At 68.8% G+C, this 21,054-nt stretch carries 21 protein-coding genes; all 21 read right to left on the bottom strand.

The window, feature by feature from the left end:
• Nucleotides 1-13: 13 nt before the first annotated feature.
• Nucleotides 14-1,636, bottom strand: coding sequence for a sigma 54-interacting transcriptional regulator (locus tag ACQY5G_RS00830; protein ID WP_428276102.1), 1,623 nt, complete (start codon nt 1,634-1,636; stop codon nt 14-16).
• The gene (gene gcvT, locus ACQY5G_RS00835) at nt 1,636-3,225 is read right to left on the bottom strand and encodes a glycine cleavage system aminomethyltransferase GcvT (RefSeq protein WP_428276104.1); all 1,590 of its coding nucleotides are present in this window, start codon (nt 3,223-3,225) and stop codon (nt 1,636-1,638) included. Before gcvT ends, ACQY5G_RS00830 begins: the two co-directional genes overlap by 1 nt.
• A complete protein-coding gene (gene argF / locus ACQY5G_RS00840; protein ID WP_428276106.1) occupies nt 3,222-4,139 on the bottom strand; it encodes an ornithine carbamoyltransferase in 918 nt (305 codons plus the stop codon). The genes gcvT and argF overlap by 4 nt, the downstream gene beginning before the upstream one ends.
• 26 nt (nt 4,140-4,165) lie before the next feature.
• Entirely contained in the window at nt 4,166-5,650 is a 1,485-nt protein-coding gene (hslU, locus tag ACQY5G_RS00845; RefSeq protein ID WP_428276108.1) for an ATP-dependent protease ATPase subunit HslU, read from the bottom strand.
• A complete protein-coding gene (gene hslV, locus ACQY5G_RS00850) occupies nt 5,647-6,207 on the bottom strand; it encodes an ATP-dependent protease subunit HslV (protein WP_428278622.1) in 561 nt (186 codons plus the stop codon). Before hslV ends, hslU begins: the two co-directional genes overlap by 4 nt.
• Before the next feature lie 5 nt (nt 6,208-6,212).
• A complete protein-coding gene (locus ACQY5G_RS00855; protein WP_428276110.1) occupies nt 6,213-7,157 on the bottom strand; it encodes a tyrosine recombinase XerC in 945 nt (314 codons plus the stop codon).
• Nucleotides 7,154-9,709 (bottom strand): type I DNA topoisomerase, encoded by a 2,556-nt coding sequence (gene topA / locus ACQY5G_RS00860; RefSeq protein ID WP_428276112.1) that lies wholly within the window; start codon nt 9,707-9,709, stop codon nt 7,154-7,156. Before topA ends, ACQY5G_RS00855 begins: the two co-directional genes overlap by 4 nt.
• Before the next feature lie 10 nt (nt 9,710-9,719).
• Nucleotides 9,720-10,286 carry a shikimate kinase gene (locus ACQY5G_RS00865; protein ID WP_428276113.1) on the bottom strand — a complete coding sequence of 189 codons (567 nt, stop codon included), beginning with the start codon at nt 10,284-10,286 and terminating at the stop codon, nt 9,720-9,722.
• A gap of 10 nt (nt 10,287-10,296) precedes the next feature.
• Complete coding sequence (gene aroC, locus ACQY5G_RS00870) at nt 10,297-11,484, bottom strand: chorismate synthase (RefSeq protein ID WP_428276115.1); 1,188 nt, start codon at nt 11,482-11,484, stop codon at nt 10,297-10,299.
• A 95-nt stretch (nt 11,485-11,579) separates the two neighbouring features.
• Nucleotides 11,580-13,343 (bottom strand): secretin N-terminal domain-containing protein, encoded by a 1,764-nt coding sequence (locus ACQY5G_RS00875; RefSeq protein WP_428276117.1) that lies wholly within the window; start codon nt 13,341-13,343, stop codon nt 11,580-11,582.
• On the bottom strand, nt 13,340-13,747 hold the full coding sequence (locus tag ACQY5G_RS00880; RefSeq protein ID WP_428276119.1) for a hypothetical protein: 408 nt from the start codon (nt 13,745-13,747) through the stop codon (nt 13,340-13,342). The genes ACQY5G_RS00875 and ACQY5G_RS00880 overlap by 4 nt, the downstream gene beginning before the upstream one ends.
• The gene (gene pilO / locus ACQY5G_RS00885) at nt 13,744-14,328 is read right to left on the bottom strand and encodes a type 4a pilus biogenesis protein PilO (protein ID WP_428278623.1); all 585 of its coding nucleotides are present in this window, start codon (nt 14,326-14,328) and stop codon (nt 13,744-13,746) included. The genes ACQY5G_RS00880 and pilO overlap by 4 nt, the downstream gene beginning before the upstream one ends.
• A gap of 2 nt (nt 14,329-14,330) precedes the next feature.
• Nucleotides 14,331-14,951 carry a PilN domain-containing protein gene (locus ACQY5G_RS00890; protein ID WP_428276121.1) on the bottom strand — a complete coding sequence of 207 codons (621 nt, stop codon included), beginning with the start codon at nt 14,949-14,951 and terminating at the stop codon, nt 14,331-14,333.
• A gap of 22 nt (nt 14,952-14,973) precedes the next feature.
• Entirely contained in the window at nt 14,974-15,918 is a 945-nt protein-coding gene (pilM, locus tag ACQY5G_RS00895) for a type IV pilus biogenesis protein PilM (protein ID WP_428276123.1), read from the bottom strand.
• An 18-nt stretch (nt 15,919-15,936) separates the two neighbouring features.
• The gene (locus tag ACQY5G_RS00900; protein WP_428276125.1) at nt 15,937-16,785 is read right to left on the bottom strand and encodes a hypothetical protein; all 849 of its coding nucleotides are present in this window, start codon (nt 16,783-16,785) and stop codon (nt 15,937-15,939) included.
• Nucleotides 16,782-17,156, bottom strand: coding sequence for a type IV pilus modification PilV family protein (locus ACQY5G_RS00905; protein ID WP_428276127.1), 375 nt, complete (start codon nt 17,154-17,156; stop codon nt 16,782-16,784). The genes ACQY5G_RS00900 and ACQY5G_RS00905 overlap by 4 nt, the downstream gene beginning before the upstream one ends.
• Nucleotides 17,153-17,611 (bottom strand): prepilin-type N-terminal cleavage/methylation domain-containing protein, encoded by a 459-nt coding sequence (locus ACQY5G_RS00910; protein WP_428276129.1) that lies wholly within the window; start codon nt 17,609-17,611, stop codon nt 17,153-17,155. The genes ACQY5G_RS00905 and ACQY5G_RS00910 overlap by 4 nt, the downstream gene beginning before the upstream one ends.
• A gap of 78 nt (nt 17,612-17,689) precedes the next feature.
• A complete protein-coding gene (locus tag ACQY5G_RS00915; RefSeq protein ID WP_428276131.1) occupies nt 17,690-18,115 on the bottom strand; it encodes a type IV pilin protein in 426 nt (141 codons plus the stop codon).
• A 108-nt stretch (nt 18,116-18,223) separates the two neighbouring features.
• Nucleotides 18,224-18,685 (bottom strand): hypothetical protein, encoded by a 462-nt coding sequence (locus ACQY5G_RS00920; protein ID WP_428276133.1) that lies wholly within the window; start codon nt 18,683-18,685, stop codon nt 18,224-18,226.
• Between the two features lie 73 nt (nt 18,686-18,758).
• Nucleotides 18,759-19,856 carry a type II secretion system F family protein gene (locus ACQY5G_RS00925; protein ID WP_428276135.1) on the bottom strand — a complete coding sequence of 366 codons (1,098 nt, stop codon included), beginning with the start codon at nt 19,854-19,856 and terminating at the stop codon, nt 18,759-18,761.
• 105 nt (nt 19,857-19,961) lie between these two features.
• The gene (locus ACQY5G_RS00930) at nt 19,962-21,050 is read right to left on the bottom strand and encodes a type IV pilus twitching motility protein PilT (protein ID WP_428276137.1); all 1,089 of its coding nucleotides are present in this window, start codon (nt 21,048-21,050) and stop codon (nt 19,962-19,964) included.
• Nucleotides 21,051-21,054: the final 4 nt, after the last annotated feature.

Below are 21,054 nucleotides of genomic sequence, written 5' to 3' on the forward strand. Positions count from 1 at the left end.
GCGCGACGCCACGCTAGTGTTCGATGCCGTACTTCCGGATCTTGCGGTAGATCGTGCGCTCGCCGATGCCCAGAGCCTCCGCGGCCCTGCGCCGGTTGCCGCCGGACTGGCGGAGCACGGCGATGATCGCCTCGCGCTCGATCTCCTCCATCGTCATCCCGGGTCGGATCGCGATCATGTCCGCCTCCTCCGGCTCCCGGCCTTCCCCGGCTGGCGAGACGACTTCGGCCCCGGTCGCATCGATCGCGATCGCGTCGACCGCGTCGGTGATGTCGATCTCGATCGCGTCCTCGATGTCGTTCCCCGCCCCGCTCCGGGAAGGGGCCGGGAGTCGGCGAGCGCCGAGCCTGTAGGCTTCGAACTCCCGCTTGAGGTCGTCGATGTCCACCTTGAGGTCGACGAGCGTGCGGAAGACGAACGCGAGTTGCGGTGAACTCGGGATGGACCCGGCGCCCGCGTCGACCGGAGGCGCGATGTGCGCGGGGGACGGCACGAGGCTCACGCCGCCGGACCGGATCTCCGGCGGGATGTCCTCCGGGCGGATGACGGAGCCGGGGGCGAGCACGACCATGGACTCGATCAGGTTGCGGAGTTCACGGACGTTCCCCGGCCAGTCGTAGTCGAGGAGGATCTGGAGCGCTTCCGGCGCGAGTCCGCGGAACTCCCGGTCGTGCTGGCGGCTGAACTCCGAGATGAAGCGGCGGATGAGGACGGGGATATCGCGGCGCCGTTCCCGGAGCGGGGGGACGTGGACGCTGAGGACGTTCAGACGGTAGTACAGGTCGCGGCGGAACTCCCCCATCTCGACGGCCTGCCTGAGGTCGCGGTTCGTGGCGGCGACGACGCGTACGCTGACCTGGATCTCGTGGTCCCCGCCCACCCTCATGAAGCGGCGGCTCTCGAGGATCCTCAGGAGCCGCGTCTGGGTGGGGAGCGGCATCTCTGCGATCTCGTCGAGGAGGAGCGTGCCGCCATCGGCGAGTTCGAACATCCCCCGCCGCAGCGAGGTCGCTCCGGTGAAGGCGCCCTTCTCGTGCCCGAACAGTTCGGATTCGAGCAGCGACTCCGGGAGGGCGGCGCAGTTCACCGCGATGAAGGCCCTGGCGCGCCTCGGGGAGAGCCGGTGGAAGGCGCGCGCCACGAGTTCCTTTCCGGTTCCGCTCTCGCCGGTGAGGAGAACGGTGCTCATCACGGGGGCGATCATGTGCACCCGCTCGAGGATCTCGCGCACGGCCTCGGTGCGCCCGATGATCCCTGTCTTTCGCTGGAGGTCGTAGCGGTCGAGGTGCGTCTGCAGGACGACCCGCATCTCGTCGGTATCGAGGGGAAGCGCGAGCGCCTCGTCGAGGTCGAAGGACCGTGCCAGCTGCCGGCGCGCGTCGGGGTGGGTCTCCTCCGTGAGTCCGAGCACGGGGGGGCGCGGGATCTCCGCCTCGAACAGGCCCCGCATCGCGGCGGCGCGCGATTCGTCGGGAGGGCCCGTGAGGACCAGCGCGACCTCGGCCGCTCCGCCCAGCCGCCCCTCGAGTTCGCGCACGGACTCCACGAACTCGACCTCGTGCCCATCGGCCTGCGCCGCCTGGCGGACGGCGATGGCGGCCTCGACCGCGCGCCCGTCGACGAAGACGCGCGCCATCAGCCGCCGGGAGACGCGAGTACGGTATCGCCGCGCAGCAGGTCGACAGCGTGGTCGACCACCCGCTCGAGCGCGACGAGGCCTTCGGAGACGCCCTGCGGGCTTCCCGGCAGATTGACGATGAGCGTCTCGCCGCGAATGCCGGCCAGCCCGCGGCCAAGCGCGGCGTACGGCGTCGACTCGGCGCCGATGCGACGCAGCATTTCAGCGATGCCCGGCGCCTCGCGCTCCAGGACGGAACGCGTCGCCTCCGGGGTCACGTCGCGCGGGGCGAGCCCGGTGCCGCCGGTCGTGAGGACGACGTCGACCCCCTGCACATCGCACCAGTGCAGGAGCCGCGAGGCAATGGCCTCGCCCTCGTCGGGCACGATGTCCGCGCCGGCGAGCGAGTACGCGCTTCTCCTGATCCACGCCTTGATGAGGTCCCCGGAACCATCTTCCCGCTCTCCGGCGAACACGGCGTCGGACACCGTCACGACGGCGATCCGCGGCGCGATGCGGTGCAGCGAGCCGCGCGGGTAGAAGGGCGGACGCACAACCTCGGCCGCGATTGCCTTCCCCCGGATCATGATTTCGACCGCGTCGCCGAACCCGGCGGCCACCGGAAGATAGACCGTGGCGATCCCGTGCCCCATGGAAGGGCTCACGGTGCCGCTGCGGACCACACCGACAGCCTCCCCCTCGAACCGGACGTCGTACCCCGGCCGCGGGAAGCCCCGCTCGAGCAGTCGCAGGAAACGGAGCTTGCGGGTGAGGCCCTCGGCACGCTGCGCCGCAAGCGCTTCCCCGCCCACGAAGTCGCCCTTGGCGTGCTTCACGAGCCACCCGAGTCCGGCCTCGAGCGCGGTCGTCTCGTCGTCCACGTCGTTGCCGTAGAGCGCGTAGCCCATCTCGAGCCGGAGCGAGTCGCGGGCGCCCAGGCCCGTGGGGACGGCGCCGGCCGTGACGAGCGCCCGCCACGTCGGCACCGCGTATTGGTTGGGCAGGTAGAGTTCGAACCCGATCTCGCCCGTGTACCCGGTCCGGCTGATGACGCACGGCGCGCCGGCCACCTCGCCGCGCGCGAAGCGGTAGTACTCGATGTCCGCCAGCGGGTACTCGGTCAGCGGCTCCAGCATCACCTCGGCCAGGGGCCCCTGGAGAGCGAGGAGGGCGATCTCATCGCTCTCGTCCGTCATCTCCACGTCGAAGTCCTGCGCGAGCCCGCTGAGGTGCGCCCAATCCTTCGCCATGTTGGCGGCGTTCACGACGAGTCGATAATCCGCCTCGCCCATGCAGTAGACGATGAGGTCGTCGATCACGCCGCCGGTCGCGTGGCACATCGCGCTGTACTGCGCGTCTCCCGGCTCCAGGCCCGAAGGGTCGTTCGTCGTCGCGTAGGCCACGAACGCCCGTGCGTCTTCGCCGCGCACGCGGAACTCTCCCATGTGGGAGACGTCGAACAGGCCCGCCTTCTCGCGCACGGCGCGGTGTTCGGCCCGGATGCCGGTCGGATACTGGACGGGCATCGCGTAGCCGGCGAAGGGGACGATCTTCCCGCCCAGCCGGACGTGTTCTTCGAATAGCGGCGTCTCTTTCAGGTCCTTCACGCTGCGGCTCCCATGAGCATGGTGAGGATCGCCTTCTGCGAGTGGAGCCGGTTCTCCGCCTCGTCCCACACGCGCGACGCCGGCCCGTCGATGACTTCGGCGGCGACCTCCTCGCCGCGGTGGGCGGGCAGGCAGTGGAGAAAGATCGCATCGTCGGCGGTCCGGGCCATGACCTCCGCGCCCACATGGTATCCCTCGAAAGCCCGTGCGCGTTCCGCGGCTTCCTCCTCCTGTCCCATCGAGGCCCAGACGTCCGTCGTCACGACGTGCGCCCCCTCGGCCGCCTCCGCGGGCGCCCGGAAAAGATCGACCTGCGTCGCACGTCCCGCGGCGGCGAGGATCGCGGAGTCCGGATCGTAGCCCTCGGGGCAGGCGAGACGGAGCCGGAAACCGAGCTTCGCCGCCGCGTTCAACCACGAGTTCGCGACGTTGTTGCCGTCGCCGATCCAGGCGACGGTCCGTCCGGAGAGATCGGGGCCGAACTCGTCGCGCGCGGTCTGCAGATCCGCCATGATCTGGCACGGGTGCAGCAGATCCGTGAGTCCGTTGATGACGGGAATCGAACCGTGCTCGGCCAGCGCCTCGACATCGGACTGCGCGAACGTCCGGATCATGATCCCGTGCACGAAGCGCGACAGAACCCGCGCCGTATCGGAGAGCGGTTCCCCGCGCCCGATCTGGATGTCGCGCGATGACAGGAATAGCGCCTGCCCGCCCAGTTGGTGCGTCCCCACCTGGAAGGAAACCCGGGTGCGGGTCGAACTCTTGGTGAAGATCATGGCGAGCGTCTTCCCGGTGAGGGGACGGCCCGCCGCGTCGGGATCGGCCTTGAGGCGGTCGGCGAGATCGAGGGCCTCGCGCAGCCGCTCGGGCGACCAGTCGGCGATCGAGAGAAAGTGTCGGGTCCGGTCCATGGCTTCGTGAGTCCTCGGCTCTCCGTTCAGAGGATATATCGTCTCAGATCTTCGTCGTCGGCGATGCGCGACAGACGATCCCGCACGAAGTCCGCGTCGACGATGATCGTCTCGTCCGCCCGCGCTTCCGGCAGATCGAAGAGGATCTTCTCCAGGAGCGTGCTGAGCACGGTATGGAGGCGCCGGGCGCCGATGTTCTCCGTCCTTTCGTTCACATGGCTGGCGATGCGGGCGATCTCGCGCACCGCGCTCTCCTCGAACTCGAGCCGGACGGACTCGGTCTCCACGAGTGCCTGGTACTGCGCGAGGAGGGCGTAGCGAGGTTCCTGGAGGATGCGCGTGAACGCCTCCGCGTCCAGACTCTCGAGTTCCACGCGGATCGGGAACCGGCCCTGGAGTTCGGGGATCAGGTCCGAGGGCTTCGCGATGTGGAAGGCCCCGGCCGCGATGAACAGGATGTGATCCGTGCGGACCATCCCGTGTCGCGTCTTGACGGTGGATCCCTCGACGATGGGCAGGAGGTCGCGCTGCACGCCCTCGCGCGAAACGTCGGGTCCGGAGCCGCCGTGCTTCCCGGCGACCTTGTCGATCTCGTCGAGGAAGACGATCCCCATGCTCTCGGTCCGGCGGAGCGCCTGCTCCGTGACCTCCTCCATGTCCACGAGGTTCGCGAGTTCCTCGGAGCGGAGGATCCGGCGGGCGTCCGCGACCGTGACCCGGCGGCGGCGCGTCTTCTTCGGCAGCACCCCCTTGAGGACTTCCCCGACGTTGAAGTCCACGCCCTCCATGCCGCCCCCCACATCGAGCATCGGGATCGAGCTGTCGCTGACCTCGACTTCTACCTCCCGCTCATCGAGCATCCCGTCGCGCAGGAGGCCGCGGAGCTTCTCTCGCGTGCGCTGCTTGCGCTGCTCGGAAGGCTCATCGGAGCGGGTCTCCGATGCCTGTCCCGCGAGCGACACGACGAACTGCCGCTGCGCGCCGCCGCCGGAACCCGCCGCGGGCTCGCCCTCCGCCACGGGAGGGAGAAGCAGGTCGAGCAGGCGCTCCTCGACCCGCCGGTCGGCGGTCTCTCCGTGCCGGGCCTCCTGTTCCTCGCGAACGAGCTTGATCGCGATCTCGAGGAGGTCGCGGATCATCGATTCCACATCGCGGCCGACGTAGCCCACTTCGGTGAACTTCGAGGCCTCGACCTTGATGAACGGAGCCCCGGCGAGCCGCGAGAGGCGGCGGGCGATCTCGGTCTTCCCCACGCCGGTGGGGCCGATGAGGATGATGTTGTTGGGGAGGATCTCCTCCCGCATCCCCTCGTCGACGTTCTGCCGGCGCCAGCGGTTGCGGAGCGCGATCGCGACGGCCTTCTTCGCCTCGTCCTGTCCGATGATGTATTGGTCGAGTTCCTCGACGATCTGTCGCGGGGTGAGCGCCGCCGCGATGCCGGGGTCGCCGGGATCCGGGGCGGGGCTGATGTCGGGGCGGTGCGTCACCTGTCCGCCATCGCTCGTCGTCATGGCTCCTTCCCGTTGCTGTCGGCGCTGCCCGAAAGCTCGAGCACCGTGATCTCCCGGTTCGTGTACACGCAGATCTCCGCCGCGATCTCGAGGGCCTGCCGCGCCACCTCCGCGGCCGGCAGATCCGTCCGGCGGGCGAGGGCCCGCGCGGCGGCGAGCGCGTGCGGCCCTCCGGAACCGAGCGCCAGAATGCCGTCGTCCGGTTCGATGACTTCTCCCGTGCCGGCGATCAGCAGGCTCGTCTCCCGGTCGGCGACGGCGAGCAGCGCCTCGAGCCGCCGAAGATAGCGGTCGCTCCGCCACTCCTTCGCGAGTTCCACCGCCGCGCGGGTGAGGTGGCGAGGGTAGCGCTCGAGTTGCGCCTCGAACTTCTCGAACAGGGTGAGCGCATCGGCGACGCCGCCGGCGAAGCCCGCGAGGATCCGGCCATCGCGCATCGTGCGGAGCTTGCTCGCCTTCGCCTTGACGACGGTTTCTCCCATGGTCACCTGGCCGTCGCCCGCCATCGCGACCTCGCCCCCGACCCGAACGCAGAGGATCGTCGTGGCTCGTATCATTCTCTTCATTCTCCTCCGCGCGGATGGGCCCGGGAGTGTACGCGCTTGAGGCGGTCCACGGATGTGTGCGTGTAGATCCGGGTCGTGCTCAGACTCGCGTGCCCCAGCATCTCCTTCACCGAGACGAGGTCCGCCCCCCGGTCGAGAAGGTGGGTCGCGAAGGAGTGGCGCAGCGAGTGAGTGGTCAGCCGCTCACCGTCCGCGACCCGCGCGAGTTGGGCCGTCACGTCGCGCTGGATCTGCCGCCGCGAGAGGCGGGTGCCGCGAACGGAGAGGAACGCGGCGCGGGAGTCGCCCTCCCCCCGCTTCCCGAAATAGGCGCCGAGCGCCTCCGAGGCGCGCCGGCCGAGAGGGACGACGCGCTCCTTCCCGCCCTTGCCGAGAGCGCGAACCTGCCCGGTGCCGCGATCCACGGCGGTCACATCGAGACCGTGCACCTCCGCCAGCCGCAGGCCGCAGGAGTACAGCAACTCGAGGAGGGCCCAGCGCCGGAGCGCCACCGCGGATCCGTCCCGGCGCGCCGCTTCGCCGGCGGAGTCGAGCAGTTCGCGGGCGTCCTCTTCGCTCAGAAAGGAGGGGAGCGTCCGGTCCTTCCGCGGCGTGCGGATCAGCAGCGCCGGGCTGGAGTCCACGCGGTCCGTGCGCTGGAGGAAGGCGAAGAAGGCGCGCACGGCGGCGAGCTTGCGGGCGATCGAGGAACGCTTCAGCCGGCGCAACTCAAGGTCCCCCATGAATGACCGGATGGACACGCGATGTACGTCGGCCCAACCCCAGTCGTGCGTACCCTCGTACCCGCTCACGAAGGCCTCGAACTGATCGAGGTCACGGCGGTACGCGGACACTGTGCGAGTGGACAGCCGACGCTCCGCACGGGCGTAGCGAAGGAAGTCGTCGACCCATGCGCGCCGGGCTCGCGCTCGTGCATCGGCGGGCGCGGACGTTCGGGTCATTTTCTCGGCGACTTCTTTCGGGGGCCGCCGCGCCGTCCCCCCGCCTTTCTGGTCGCGTCGCGCTCCTTCCGCTTCTTCAGCAGGTCCAGCGCCACGTCGAGCGTGACCTCGTCGGGTTCCGTCCCCTTCGGCAGCGAAGCGTTCGTCTTGCCGTGCTTCACGTAGGGACCGTAGCGACCCTTGTAGATCGCGATCGACTCGCCGTCATTCGGGTGCGCACCGACTTCCCGCAGCGGCGTGGCGCTCGCACGGCGGCCCCGCGTCTTGGGCGCGGAGAGCAGCTCCATGGCGCGCTCGAAGGTCATCTCGAGCGGATCGTCGTTCTCCGTCAGCGAGCGATAGTCCCGCTGGTGGACGACGTACGGGCCGTAGCGCCCGATTCCCACCTTCACGGGATCGCCGCTCTCCGGGTGCGGGCCGAGCGGGGCCGGCATGGCAAGCAGCTTGAGCGCCGTCGCCAGCGACACCTCTTCGGGCCGAAGGTTCTTCGGGAGGGACGCGCGTTTCGGCTTCTTTCCGTCCGCCCGCTCGCCTCGCTGGACGTAGGGGCCGAAGCGCCCCTCCATGAGGTAGATGTCCTCTCCGGAATCGGGGTCCTCCCCCAGACGATCCGGCCCTTCCGCCCGCTTCCGGAGGAGATCGATCGCCTGCTCCTCGCTGAGATCGGCCGGGGCCACGTCGTCGGGGAGGGACGCGGTGAGCCGGTCGCCGTTGCTCTCGAGTTCGAGGAAGGGCCCGTAGCGGCCGATCCGCACGCGGGGAGTGAGGTCCTGCAGCCGCACGGTCGAGGCCTCGCGCGGGTCGATGGCCGCTTCGCGCTCGACAAGTCGCGCCTCGAGACCCTCTCCCCCGCTGTAGAACTCCCCGAGGTAGGCGCGCCAGTCCACGTTGCCGCGAGCGATTTCGTCCAGCGCCTCCTCCATCTCGGACGTGAACCCGGTGTCGACGAGGTTCGGGAAGTGATCTTCCAGGAGACCGGTCACCGCGAAGGCGATGAAGGTGGGGACGAGTTGCTTGTTCTGTCGTACGGCATACCCTCGATCGACGACGGTCGAGATGATGGCGGCGTAGGTGGATGGACGCCCGATTCCATCCGCCTCCAGTTCCTTCACGAGCGCCGCATCCGTGAAGCGGGGAGGCGGCTTCGTCTCGTGTTTCCGACTCTCCAGCTTGCGGTTCTCGAGCGTCTGGCCTTCCCGCATGTCGGGGAGCACCGTTTCCTGGTTCTCCAGCGCCGCGTCCGGGTCGTCCGAGCCTTCGACGTAGGCGCGGAAGAATCCGGGGAACTCGATGACCTTCCCCGCGGCGCGGAAGCGCGCCTCCTCCGCATCCACCTGCACGTTCAGGTGCCGCAGCCGGGCATCCGCCATCTGCGTGGCGACGGCGCGTCTCCAGATCAGTTCGTAGAGCGCTTTCTGCCGGCCGGTGAGTCCGAGTTCGTCGGCCGTCCGCATGTCGGTGCCGGCCGGGCGAATCGCCTCGTGGGCCTCCTGCGCCGAGCGCGACTTCGTCTTGTAGCGCCGTGGGGCCGGGCTCAGGTATTCCTGGCCGTACCGGGTCGCCACGCGGCTTCGAATCGCCGTGATCGCGGCTTCGGAGAGGGTGACGGAATCGGTCCTCATGTAGGTGATGCGGCCGGCTTCGTAGAGCGCCTGGGCGATCCGCATCGTCTCTCGGGCTCCGAGGTTCAGCTTGCGGTTGGCCTCCTGCTGGAGCGTCGCCGTCGTGAACGGAGGATACGGGCTCCGCTTCGACCGCTTCTCCTGCAGGCTGACGACCGTGAAGGTCGCGCCGGACAACCGCGCGCGGAGCGCTTCGGCGCGCTCCCGGTCCAGCAGGACGACCCTGCGACCGGACTTGAGGGCGCCGGTGCGCTCATCGAAGTCCCGCCCTCTCGCGATCGCCACCCCGTCGAGCGCAGCCAGATCGGCCGTGAAGGCGCCTCCGTCCGCAGCGAGGTGCGCGCGCAGCCGCCACCATGCGCCGCTCCGGAAGGCGCGCCGCTCCCGTTCGCGCTCCACGAGCAGGCGGACGGCGACCGATTGCACGCGGCCCGCGGAGAGTCCGGGCCTGATCTTCTTCCACAGGAGCGGGGAGACCCTGTACCCGACGAGACGATCCAGAATCCTGCGCGCCTGCTGGGCCTCGATGCGGGGGAGGTCGATCTCTCCCGGCCGCTCGAGCGCCTCGAGCACGGCACTCTTCGTGATCTCATTGAACGTGATGCGGTGGAAGCGCTCTCGAAGCGCCCGCTTCCGTGCGGTCAGGGCCTCCACGATGTGGTAGGCGATCGCCTCGCCCTCCCGGTCGGGGTCCGTGGCGAGAAGGATGGAATCCGCCTTCGCCGCCGCAGCGCGCAGCTTCCGGAGGACGGGTTCCTTTCCCTCGATCGTGACGTACTCCGGTTCGAACCCCTTTTCGACGTCGACGCCGAGGCCGCTCCGGGGGAGGTCCCGGACGTGCCCGACGGATGCCTGCACGCTGAAGCCGGCCCCGAGATACGACTCGAGGGTGCGGGCCTTCGCGGGCGACTCCACGATGACGAGATTCACGGGCGGTCTCTCAACTCTCCTGTTGTCCTTCCGTTCGTCCTTCCCTGTCCGCCGGCGGACAGGCGGCGAAACGCCGTAGACTTCTCAGCGCCAACTCCACGACATCTTCCGGTTCCCGTCCATCCGTCTCCAGCACGACCTCGGCCTCCGCGTAGGCGGCCTCCCGGGCCGCGAGTAGCGTGGCGAGCGCGGCCGCGGGGTCGGGTCCGGCCAGCAGCGGCCGGGCTTCGGCACCCTCCCGGGAGAGGCGATGGATCGCGGTCTCGGGGCGAACGCGCAACCAGACGCGCACGCGGCCGCCGGATGTGCGGTCGATGTCCCGGCGCGCCATCCACCCGCCCCCGGTCGCCACGACGACATCCGTTTCCCGCGCCGCCCGGGACGCGGCCGTGGCCTCGAGCCGTCGGAACCCGGCTTCCCCGCCGTCGCGAAACAGGCGAGGGATCGTCGTTCCCGCCAGCTCCTCGACCTCGCGGTCGAGATCCACATAGCGATACTCCAACCGCCGCGCGAGGAGGGGACCTATCGTGCTCTTCCCCGCCCCGGACAGGCCGACGAGCCAGATCCTTCGGGGCACGCCCGACACGTCACGTCCCGAGCCGGGCGAGATAGCTCTCCACGTTGGACCGCATCTCCGCGACGCTGTCGCCGCCGAACTTCTCGATCCACGCGTCCGCGAGCACCAGCGCCATCATCGCCTCCCCGACGACCCCGGCGGCCGGCACCGAGCACACATCGCTGCGCTCGAGGAACGCCTTGGCGGGTTCTCCGGTCCGGGTGTCCACGCTGTCCAGGGGGCGGCGCAGCGAGCTGAGCGGCTTCATCGCCACGCGAGCGACGATGTCGCCTCCCGTCGACATCCCCCCTTCCAGGCCTCCCGCGTTGTTCCGCCGTCGCCTGTAGCCTCCGCTCTCGCGGCACGCCGGATCCCGTTCGATCTCGTCGTGGACATCGGACCCGCGGCGGCGTGCGGCCTCGAATCCCATCCCGATCTCGACGCCCTTCATCGCGTGGATCGACATCATCGCGCCGCCGATCCGGCCGCCCAGACGGGTCTCCCACGTGACGTGACTCCCGAGCCCCACCGGCACGCCGCGAGCGACGACCTCGAACACGCCTCCCAGCGAGTCGCCGGCGCGGCGGGCGGCGTCGATCGCGTCGACCATCGCGGCGGTCGCATCCGGGTCGATGCAGCGCACGGGCGAGGCGTCGGCCACGGCGAGAAGGTCGTCCGGCAGCGGCAGCTCCGGCGGCGCCTCCACCGGACCGATCGACACCACGTGACTCTCGACGCGCACGCCGAACTCGCCGAGCAGCCGCTTGGCGACGGCTCCGGCGGCGACGCGGGCGGCGGTCTCGCGCGCGCTCGCCCGCTCGAGGATGTCGCGCGCGTCCTTGCGCCCGTACTTGAGCATCCCCGCGAGGTCGGCGTGACCCGGCCGCGGCAGGTACGCCCGGCGCAGGAGTTCATCGTCGTCCACCTCCGGCGCCTCGACCGCCATCGCGACACCCCAGTTTCTGAAGTCGCGGTTGGGGATCCGGATCGCGAGCGGAGACCCCAGCGTCTCCCCGAGGCGCACGCCGCCGAAGATCTCGCCCTCATCCTTCTCGATCTTCATGCGGCCCCCGCGGCCGTGACCGCCCTGCCGGCGCGCGAGTTCCCGCGCGATATCGTCGGGCTCGAGCGCCAATCCGGCGGGGATCCCCTCCAGCACGGCGACCACGGCGGGGCCGTGCGTTTCGCCTGCCGTGGTCAGCCTCAGGCACCTCAGCATTCTGTCAGCATCGCGTGGATCTCTCCTCATCGAACGGCCGTTCCAACGGCGGGAAAAGGATTCGCCGAGGGCGGAAGCCGCAACTACGGCCCCCGCTACGACCCTTCAGGGAAGGGCCGAATGATGTGGGGAGTGACGAGGATGATGAGGTCCTGCTTCACTTCCTTCTCCTTCGTGCTCCGGAACAGGGTCCCGAGCACCGGGAGGTTCATGAGGCCGGGAATGCCGCTGAGGTTCCGAGTCACTTCGCTCAGCGTGAGTCCTCCGATGACGGCCGTCTCCCCATCCTCGAGCAGCAGGGTCGTCTCTCCGATCTGTTTCTCGAACACGAAACCCACGTCCGACAGACCGAGCTTCAGGCCGGACCGCTCCGCCATCAACTCCAGCCGGATCTGGTTGTTGTTCGTCACGTGCGGGACGACATCCAGAATGATCCCGGTGTCCTGGAAGTCGACGTTTACGCGCGCGGACTCGGTCTGGGCTCCCGGCTCCAGGACCCGGATCGGGGTCCGTTCGCCCACCTGGATCCTTGCATGCGCGTGGTCCACGACCCGGATGGAGGGCGCCGCCTGCACGTCCGACAACTGGTGGGACTCGAGCGCTTCGAGGAACGAGAAGAGCGAGAACTCGCCGAACGCCACGGCCGTCAGGATCTGGAGCGCCGGTCCGATCGGCCGATCGTTCGCGTTCGCCAGCGCCGCGACCGCCGTGCCTCCCAGGCTCACGAGCGTTTCGTTCGTCCGCCTGACGAACCCCTGATCGCCCGTCCCATCGCCGTCCACGTCGACGACCTGGGGCGGCGAGTCGGGGTCGGGCACCGCGATGACATCGTTGATGCCCTGCTCCACGAAACCGCCGTCGCGTTCCTTGAGGTCGTACACAATCCCCAGCTGCTGTACGTCCGTCCGATCGACGAACACGATTTTCGCCTCGATCGCGACCTGGGGGAGACGCCGGTCCAGCGTCGCGATGATCGTGTCCATCCGCGCGACGACGGATGGTGCGTCGGTGACGATGACGGTGTTGCTGCCGGAGAACGACACCACCTGACCGCGGTCGGGCGTCGCCAGATGCCGGAGCGTCTCCGCCACCGAATCCGCCCGCGCATAGTTGACCCGGATCACGCGCGTTTCGCTGAGCAGTTGATCGCGCGCCTGGAGGTTCTCCAGCCAGTCGACGACGATGATCCCGCTCTCGGTCCTGTGCCAGCCGAGGTTCTGGGCCGACAGGATCGCGTTGAGCGCCACATCCCATGGCTGGTCTCGGATGTCGATGCCTCGCACGACGACGGACGCGACCTCGCCGTTCGGAACAACCGATATGTCTGCGAACTCCGAGAAGCCGGCGAGGACGTCGAGCATGCTGGCGCTGTCGTACACGACGGAGATCCGGGCCAAGGCCTGCTCGGGAAGCTGTGGCGACCGGATGTCCGGCGTTCCGCGGAGCTCGGGTGTCGCGACGGCGTCCGAGGTCGACCAGGGAGGGAAAGGCGGCCCGGGATTCAGGAAGGTCACGCGAACCGCACCGGAGTCCGCGGTTACGTGGTAGGCGATTTCTCGATCGAGGTCGAATACGAGTCGCACCGTCTCGGGCCGGAACTGGGTTGAACGCATGCCGAGAACTCCGCCACGGTCGATCCGATCGTAGTGGCGGCGCGCCAGTCCCCGGCTCACACCGTCGATGTCCAGGAGCAGCCGCGGAGGATTGGCGAGCATCATGTGGCGGGGCGTGGACCGTCCGCCGACGATCACCGTGATTTCGGTTTCCGTCCCCTCGGACGCGATCCTCACTTCCCGCATCTCGGTCGGGGACGCCGTCGCGACCGCTACGGCGAACGCGAGAATTGTCCGGGATATCATTCGCCCGTCCCCCGTTCACGCCTTGCCCGCAGCGTCTCCTGACGGCTGACACCGAAGCTCGTGATCACGAAATCCACCTCCTCCATGCGAATCCGCACGACGCGGGCCGTGCCGATGATGTCGCGTTCCCGGGCTCGATACCGCCGACCCGTCGATCGATCAGTCAGAATCGCCACGCTCCCCAGTTGCGGGTTGTACAGAACGCCGGCCAGCGCAAGGTCTCCGAAACGGGGCCCCGCCTGCGTATCGAGGTGAAGCGGCTGGAACGGGTCGCGTCGGTCGAAGGCGGGGTAGCTGAAGACCTCCCGCTCGTAGATCGGTGGCGGCCGTGTCTGCGCCGCGACCTCCAATGGCCCGGCCCGGAACGCCGCGGCGAGTACGGCGGCGAAGATCAAGCGAGTCATCCTTCCTCCGGCGAAGTGCTGTTTTCCGGCGGAAGCACGAAGGTCTCGAGGCTGAAGCGCGCGTGAACGAGTTGCCGTCCCGAGTTGGTGATCCGCGAGGGTATGATCTCTTCGACCTCGGGCCGGACGATGCGGGCGAAGCCGGCGATTCGCGTCAGGAGCGTCCCGACATCGTGGTACGCACCCTCCACCTGGAGCGCCCACTGTTGCCGCACGAAGTAGCCGGTGGAGTCGGCCACGGGGTCGGCGGGCAAGGCGTGGACGAGTTCGAGACCCAGCGACTGCGTTTCGGCCGCGATGGCTTCGTAGATGGCCTCGACTTCACCCTCCCGCGGGACGAGTCGTTTCAGCACAGCGAGTTGCCGTTCACCGAGTACGAGACTCTCGCGTATCGCGTCCAGGTCGCTCGCAGGCAGCTCGGCGAGGGCGTTGGTCCGCTCCGCCCGCTCGACCCGCTCCGCCAACTCGGCCAGTTCCACCCTGCGCGGGTTCCCGAAGTACAGATGGAAGGCCGTCCCGCCGCCCAGCAGGAGTACGAGTCCGAGCACCCGGTACTGCGCGCGGGAATCCATGGCCAGCACGGTCAAGTGGGTTCGATCCGCCGGAGGGCGGACGCATGGGCGAACCGAAGAACGAGCGTGAAGGCCTGCCGGGAACCATGATCGGGGCCGGATCCCTGCCGCTGGCTGCCGACGATCTTCACATCGGCGATATAGTCCGAGATCCCCAGGCTACGGACGAATTCCGTGATCGCGAGCGGATTGCCCGCCACTCCCTGGAGTTCGACGGCAAGGTCGGGCGGCGGCGACAGTTGGCGCAGGGAAACCAGCCACGCCGGCGGCGGGAGCGCGCGGCTGATTTCATCCATCATGTGCGGCCACGCGAACCGGTCGCGGTCCAGTTGTTCGACCAGGACGACGCGCTCCCGGATCTCGCGGGACCGCTCCGACAGACTGTCGCTTGCGGCCCGGAGGTCGGCGAGCCTCGCCGAGTCCGCCATCACCGCTTCAAGACGCGCCCGGAGTTCGAGAGCTTCGGCCCGTTGCGACCACCACAGCGCGACCGTGCCCGGCGGGATGGTCAGTGCCGAGATCAGCAGTGCGACACCCCAAACGTCGATGTGGAGCCCGCCTTCGGCGTGCCGGTTGGTCGCGATTCCTTGCCGAGCGCGCAGGGATTCGGGCAGAAGATTGATCTCGATCATGGTCGTACACCCGCCTCCACGTTCAGCCGCCCCGGGCCGGGGACCGAAGAGCCAGCCCGACGGAGAGCATGAGCATCGGCGCCACCGAGCCCAGATCCGTTCGGTCCGCGACCTCCGGCGCGACCTCGATGCGTTCGAACGCACTCGCGAGGCGCGTTTCCACGCCGGTTGTTTCCGCGAGAATCTCGACGAGTCCGGACGCCGTGGCTCCGCCCCCGCACAGGTATACGCGTGCGATCCCCGGTCCCATCTCGACGAGCGCCCCCGTCCGGTCGATACCGCGCGCGATCCGGCGGGCACACTCTTCCAGCTCGTCCGCGGCCGGGGCGCCGACAGCCAGTTCGCGGGTCACCAGGGGAAGTCCGTTCCGCAACAGGTGAATGGCGGTCGAATGGACCCCGATGTCGGCCAGCACGGTCACGTCCTTCATTGCGATCGGATGGTTCGCCTCGAACGCGTTGCGAAGGGCCAGGGCCTCCACGTCGACGATCGTCGGGTTCAGGTCCGCCCGCCGCAGGAGTGCGACGCGCGACTCGATGACGTCGCGCTTCGCCGCCGCCAGCAGCACGGTCATCGTCGAGCTCTCTCCGTTCGGATCGATGATCGCGAAGTCCAGTTCGGCGTTCTTCATGTCGAAGGGGACGTGCTGCTCCGCCTCCCACGGCATCACGGCGCGGGCCTCCGCCTCATCCATCCGGTCGATCTCGATCACCTTGCTCAGGACATCGCGCCCACCGATGCCGATGGTCACATTGCGGGGCTTGATTCGCTCTCGCTTGAACAGGGCGGAAAGCGTGTCGGCGACCCGCTCCGGATCCCTGATCGCCCCACCGCGCACGGTGCCCGTCTCGTTCGGGGCGGTCGCGAGCCCTGTCAGGCATGGCCCGCTCTCGCCATGGTCGATTACCGCCGCCTTGCTGAAGCCGGTGCCGATATCGACGCCCACGGTCGTCTTCCGACGCCGCAATCCGAATCCCCTCATGTCTCAGTTGCGGAGCGGCATCGCGTAGACGACTCGCCGACCCGCTGCACGTCCGTTTCGGCCGATCCCCGTACCGATCAGCCGGATCTCGCGCACGCGGGAAAGGTCGCCGGACGCTACGCGGGCCTGAATGGCGCCGCTCGACAATCGGTACTCGAACGCGGCGCCGGACTCGAGGGGGGACACGAACTCCTGGCCGTTGCGCCGGATGGACACCGTTCCCGACTCGGAATCGGATGAGTGGATGGCGTAGGTGAGCCGTCCATAGACGCGAGCGAGCGAGCCGGCCGCGGGCATCGCCGCGAAGCCTCCGCTCCAGCCGCTTGTGCGGCGGAACCACCGCGTCGACACCCGATTCGCCCGATCCGCTCCGGCCGCCCTGCAAGCGGTCTCCGCTGCCGTCGAGACACTGGAAGCGGGCGCAAATCCGTCCGCGTAGACCCAGGCCGCCTGGTACGGCCCGGAAAGCGCCGTGCCGCGCCACCCGGACTGAAGATTCGCGGCGGTGGAATCGTAGGCGAAGAGATCGATGGAGCCGCCGCTCGCCGTGCCGCATACGATCGCCTTCAAGATGTCCACGCGGACGGACACCGTGTCGGGCGTCGCAAGGAGCAGGTCGCCCGGCCCGGCGCCGCGGATCTCCGCTCCCATTCCGTCGGACAGCGCGCGTGCAATCTGCGACGCCTGGATGGCATCCTCATTACGCAGGTGAAAGCGGCTCTGACTCGCCAGCAGGCCTACGAGCAGGCCGATGAGCAAACCGGCGCCCGTCAGCGCGACGAGCATCTCGGCGAGCGTGAACCCTTCCTGGCCGCAGACCCCGGCGGGCGCGAGACGGCGTGGAACGCTCATGGCGCCGCGGGCAGCGGGCGGGGCCGCGAGAGAACGATCTCGAGTTCCGCCTCCGGGGCCGTGGCCGGAGGCAGCGACACCGTCACGTGGGCGTGCTTGAGCCGCGGCGACCGTTCGGCCACGTCGTGCGACACGTCGAATCGACGTCCGCCGACGTCGACGACGCTCGTGTGGGAAGCCGCGGCCGCGTAACCGGCCCGGACGAGCGATTCCACGGCGTTTCGACCCGCGAGTGCGTGCTCCGTGTCCCACGCCGCCCGGAGCGCCTGCGAACCGACCCCGAGCACTACGCCCGCCGCTCCGAGGACCCCGACGGACGTCACGACGATGGCCAGCAGGACTTCGACCAGACTGAAGCCGGCGGTCTTCAATGTTGAAAAGGCGCCGGGCGAACCCGGCCCAGGAAGTTCGACACCAGCCGAATTCCCCGGTCGCCGCGATACAGGTAGACGCTACCGGGGGATCCGTGTCCCCGCGCGTTGAAACGGAGCGTGGAGGGCTGCAACCGCACCGAGTCGAGCCGGCCGAGCGTGTGTCTCCCGAGGTCGACGCGAGACAGCAGCGATCCCCCGTGCCGCGACACCTCGAGCCGGGTCCCCGCGAGCGTCACCGCCGTCGGCGCATGGGTCGCCATCGCGTGGAGGCGTGCCAGCGTGAGCTGCGACTCCGCCACCCGGGCGGCTCGCGTCAGGCTGAAACGGTCGAGGGGTTCGCGAGAGATGATGAAGGCCGCGGCCAGGCCAGTGACCGCCAGCGCGACCGCGACCTCCACCAGACTGAACCCACTCCGCCCTCTATGCGATCTACGTGATCCGTCTTGCTGCACGGGGTGCTCCCTTTCCTGAACGAGCGTTGGCAACTCTGTCCGTAAGGATCGTCCCCCCTATCAACGGCGCATCAACGGCTAACAACTGGTGGCCTCGACGATCTGCCCGATGGCTCCCGAGGCGTTCGCGGCCGAGGAATTCACGCACCACGTGTTCGGCGAAGATGCGTGTTTCGCCGTGATCCGGTAGCCGTCCGTATAGGCGGTCACCGCCAGCGAGATGTTCGTGCTGGCCTGAAAGTCCCGGGTCCCGTCGCCATCCAGGTCCGCCCCTCCGCCTGCGGCCACGCTGACTGCAGCATAGGCCTGGTGGTTGAAGAAGTACGCTTCTTCCGCCGTCATCAGGTTGCGAATGTCGCTCTGCGCGGCGGCATCGAACGCCTTTTCCTTCGTGCTTGTGAACTGCGGAATCGCGATGGCCGCGAGAATGCCGATGATGACGACCACGATCAGCAGTTCGATCAGCGTGAACCCCTCCGTACCACCCCTCGTCGTTCTCCTCATCCCTCTCCTCACTTCCGCCCGGGTTGGATCTTCGGCAGCACCTCCAGTGGGGCTGCGCGGGCCGCGGCTCCGGCGGCGCGCCGGCGACCGCGGACGGTTACCCCATAATTAGACGTCGTCCAGCAACGGGGTCTCAACGTCCCATTCCGGCGCTTCGTCAAAACCGGTGGCCGCACGGATCCGGCCACTCCGCACCGACAGAGTCAGCGAATGCACCCGTCCGGCGCCGTCACACAGCGGCCGGCGGATCTCCTCTGTTCCGACCGACGGCTCCGGAGGCGGCAACCCCAGCGCCCGCAACGCCTCCGGCACGGTGTCGAACCCCTCCGCGAAGGCGGCCGTCCACGACCGGACGAGTGCCGGACCGCCGACCCGGTCCGGCCTGGCTCGCAGACGCAACGTCCAGTTCGGAGCCTCGAAGCGCAGCCACCGATCCTCCCCGGCGCGCCGATCCGTCTCCGGGCGTCCGTACCGCTCGAAGGCCGCGTCGACCGACTGGCCGAGGAGGTCCCGCACGCAGGGAGCCGTCCCGCCGTGGATCGAGTCTTCGTCGTTTCTGTTCGCAGACATGCGGCAAGAAGAGGAACGAGGTGAAGCCCCGCAAGCCGCGAGGCGCGTACCTCCCGCGATGTCGACGGCGGCGTCACTGGATCGCATTGATGAGTTCGAAGATCGGGAGGTACATGGAGATGATCATCCCACCGACGAGACCTCCGAGGACCACGATGAGAACGGGCTCCAGGATCCTCAGCAGACTCTCGGCACCGGCATCGACTTCGTCGTCGTAGAAGTCGGCGATCCGGGTCAGCATCCCATCGAGATCTCCGGTCTCTTCTCCGACGTGGATCATTCGGGCCACCATGGGTGGGAAGGCCCCGGTTTCGCGCAGTGGCCGGGCAATGGAATCACCCCGCCGGATCGCGGCCCGACTCGCCTGTATCGCATCCTGGATCACGCAGTTCCCAGCCGTCCGCGCCGTGATCTCGAGTCCTTCCAGAATCGGAACGCCCGACGAGAGCAGCGTTCCCAGGGTCCGCGTGACGCGGGACACCGCGGTTTTCCGGATCAGAGAACCGAGAACCGGCAGTTGCAGCAGCGTACGGTCGAAGTGCCGCCGACCCGCGTCCGTGGCGATCCAGCGGCGCAGTATCAGGACTACGCCGGCCGCCACAGCGAGCAGCGCCCACCACCAGTTCTGGACGATCCCCGAGAGACCGATGACCACGCGTGTCGGAAGGGGGAGCGTCGCGCCAAGGCTCGCGAACACGGTCTCGAACGTCGGGATCACAAAGAGAAGGAGTGTCGCGACGACGGCCATGGCCACGGCGAGCACGACGGCGGGATAGAGCATGGCGCCCTTCACCTTGCGGCGGATCTCTTCGCTCTTTTCGAGGAAGGTCGCGAGGCGGTCGAGAATCCCGTCCAACCTGCTCCCCGACTCCCCGGCATGGACCATGTTCACGTAGAGCCGTGAGAAGACGCGGGGATGCCTGCCGAGCGCGCCGGCCAGCGTGTTCCCGGCCTCGACATCGCGAAGCGTGTCGCGGGCCACGTGCCGAAGCACGGCGTTTTCCGCCTGGAGCGCGAGGATCTCGAGCGTCCGGGTGAGCGGCAACCCGGCGCTGGTCATCACCGAGAACTGCCGCGTGAAGAGCACGAGATCACGCGTCTTCACCCGTGCCGATGGCGCGGAGATACTGCGCCGCACGCGCCGGCTCATGTTCGCCAGGACGGACGTCACGGGCTCTCGACCCGGAGAGAGGCGGACCGACCGCCAGCCCCCACATCATCCACCCCACGCCATCGCCGGCGGCCGGTCCCTGCTGCCCCCCTCACGTCGACTCCGTCACCGTGCGGATCCTTCCGACGCCGACGTGTCCGCCATGCGACGGAATTCGGCGGCATCGGAGGTGATCCGGAGGCATTCGTCGAAGTCCACCTGCCGCCGGACATACAGCCGGTGAAGCGCATCGTTGAGCGTCCGCATGCCGAACCTTCGCGCGGCCTGCATCGCGGAATGGATCTGATGGACCTTCGCCTCCCGAATCAAAGCCCGAACCGCGGGCGTCGCGACGAGAATCTCGCAGGCCACGACGCGTCCGCTGCCCTGCGCCCGGCGAAGCAGCGTCTGGGTGATGACCCCCTCGAAGACGTGGGCGAACTGCGCCCGTACCTGCTCCTGCCGGTGGGCCGCGAAAGCATCGATGATCCGGTGGATGGACTCCGCCGCCGAACGCGTGTGCAGGGTGCCGAGCGCAAGGTGCCCGGTCTCCGCGACCGTGAGCGCAGCCTGGATCGTCTCGGGATCCCGCAGTTCGCCGATGAGGATGACGTCGGGGTCCTGGCGCAGGGCGTAGCGGAGGGCGCTGGCGAAGTCGGGCGTGTCCTGCCCGATCTCGCGCTGGTTCACGATGCAGCGTTTGTGCGGATGTACGAATTCGATCGGATCCTCGATCGTCACGATGTGGCCCGCACGGGCCGTGTTGATGCGGTCCACCATCGCCGCCAGCGTCGTCGATTTGCCCGAGCCGGTGGGGCCCGTGACCAGCACGAGTCCGCGCGGTTTGTCCGCCAGCCGGCCGACGACCGATGGAACGCCGAGTTCGCGCAGGCTCGGGATCTCCACCGGCACCCGGCGGATGGCGCACGCCACGCTCCCTCGCTGCCGGAACAGGTTCGCGCGAAAGCGGGAGAGGCCGGGAATCGCGAAGCCGAAATCGAAGTCGGGCTCGCCCGCGAAACGCGCGCGCTGGTCGCCGGAGAGCATCGAACGGCCGAGAGACGCGGTATCCTCTGGTTCCAGCACGCCGCCCGCGCGACTGTCCGTGAGGTCGCCGTCGATCCGGAGCTTCGGGCGTTCGCCCGCCGTAAGGTGCAGGTCGGAGGCACCCCGTTCGACCATCTCGCTCAGCAGTTCAACCAGACGTGCGTCCATGCGG

Source organism: Candidatus Palauibacter sp., from assembly GCF_965261555.1.
Taxonomy (GTDB): domain Bacteria; phylum Gemmatimonadota; class Gemmatimonadetes; order Palauibacterales; family Palauibacteraceae; genus Palauibacter.

What these genes read in the sequence shown, in the direction of transcription:
- ACQY5G_RS00830 (WP_428276102.1), bottom strand. Translation starts at nt 1,636, where the DNA reads ATGGCGCGCGTCTTCGTCGACGGGCGCGCGGTCGAGGCCGCCATCGCC.
- argF (WP_428276106.1), bottom strand. Translation starts at nt 4,139, where the DNA reads ATGGACCGGACCCGACACTTTCTCTCGATCGCCGACTGGTCGCCCGAG.
- hslU (WP_428276108.1), bottom strand. Translation starts at nt 5,650, where the DNA reads ATGACGACGAGCGATGGCGGACAGGTGACGCACCGCCCCGACATCAGC.
- hslV (WP_428278622.1), bottom strand. Translation starts at nt 6,207, where the DNA reads ATGATACGAGCCACGACGATCCTCTGCGTTCGGGTCGGGGGCGAGGTC.
- ACQY5G_RS00855 (WP_428276110.1), bottom strand. Translation starts at nt 7,157, where the DNA reads ATGACCCGAACGTCCGCGCCCGCCGATGCACGAGCGCGAGCCCGGCGC.
- aroC (WP_428276115.1), bottom strand. Translation starts at nt 11,484, where the DNA reads ATGCTGAGGTGCCTGAGGCTGACCACGGCAGGCGAAACGCACGGCCCC.
- ACQY5G_RS00875 (WP_428276117.1), bottom strand. Translation starts at nt 13,343, where the DNA reads ATGATATCCCGGACAATTCTCGCGTTCGCCGTAGCGGTCGCGACGGCG.
- ACQY5G_RS00880 (WP_428276119.1), bottom strand. Translation starts at nt 13,747, where the DNA reads ATGACTCGCTTGATCTTCGCCGCCGTACTCGCCGCGGCGTTCCGGGCC.
- ACQY5G_RS00890 (WP_428276121.1), bottom strand. Translation starts at nt 14,951, where the DNA reads ATGATCGAGATCAATCTTCTGCCCGAATCCCTGCGCGCTCGGCAAGGA.
- ACQY5G_RS00900 (WP_428276125.1), bottom strand. Translation starts at nt 16,785, where the DNA reads ATGAGCGTTCCACGCCGTCTCGCGCCCGCCGGGGTCTGCGGCCAGGAA.
- ACQY5G_RS00915 (WP_428276131.1), bottom strand. Translation starts at nt 18,115, where the DNA reads ATGAGGAGAACGACGAGGGGTGGTACGGAGGGGTTCACGCTGATCGAA.
- ACQY5G_RS00920 (WP_428276133.1), bottom strand. Translation starts at nt 18,685, where the DNA reads ATGTCTGCGAACAGAAACGACGAAGACTCGATCCACGGCGGGACGGCT.
- ACQY5G_RS00930 (WP_428276137.1), bottom strand. Translation starts at nt 21,050, where the DNA reads ATGGACGCACGTCTGGTTGAACTGCTGAGCGAGATGGTCGAACGGGGT.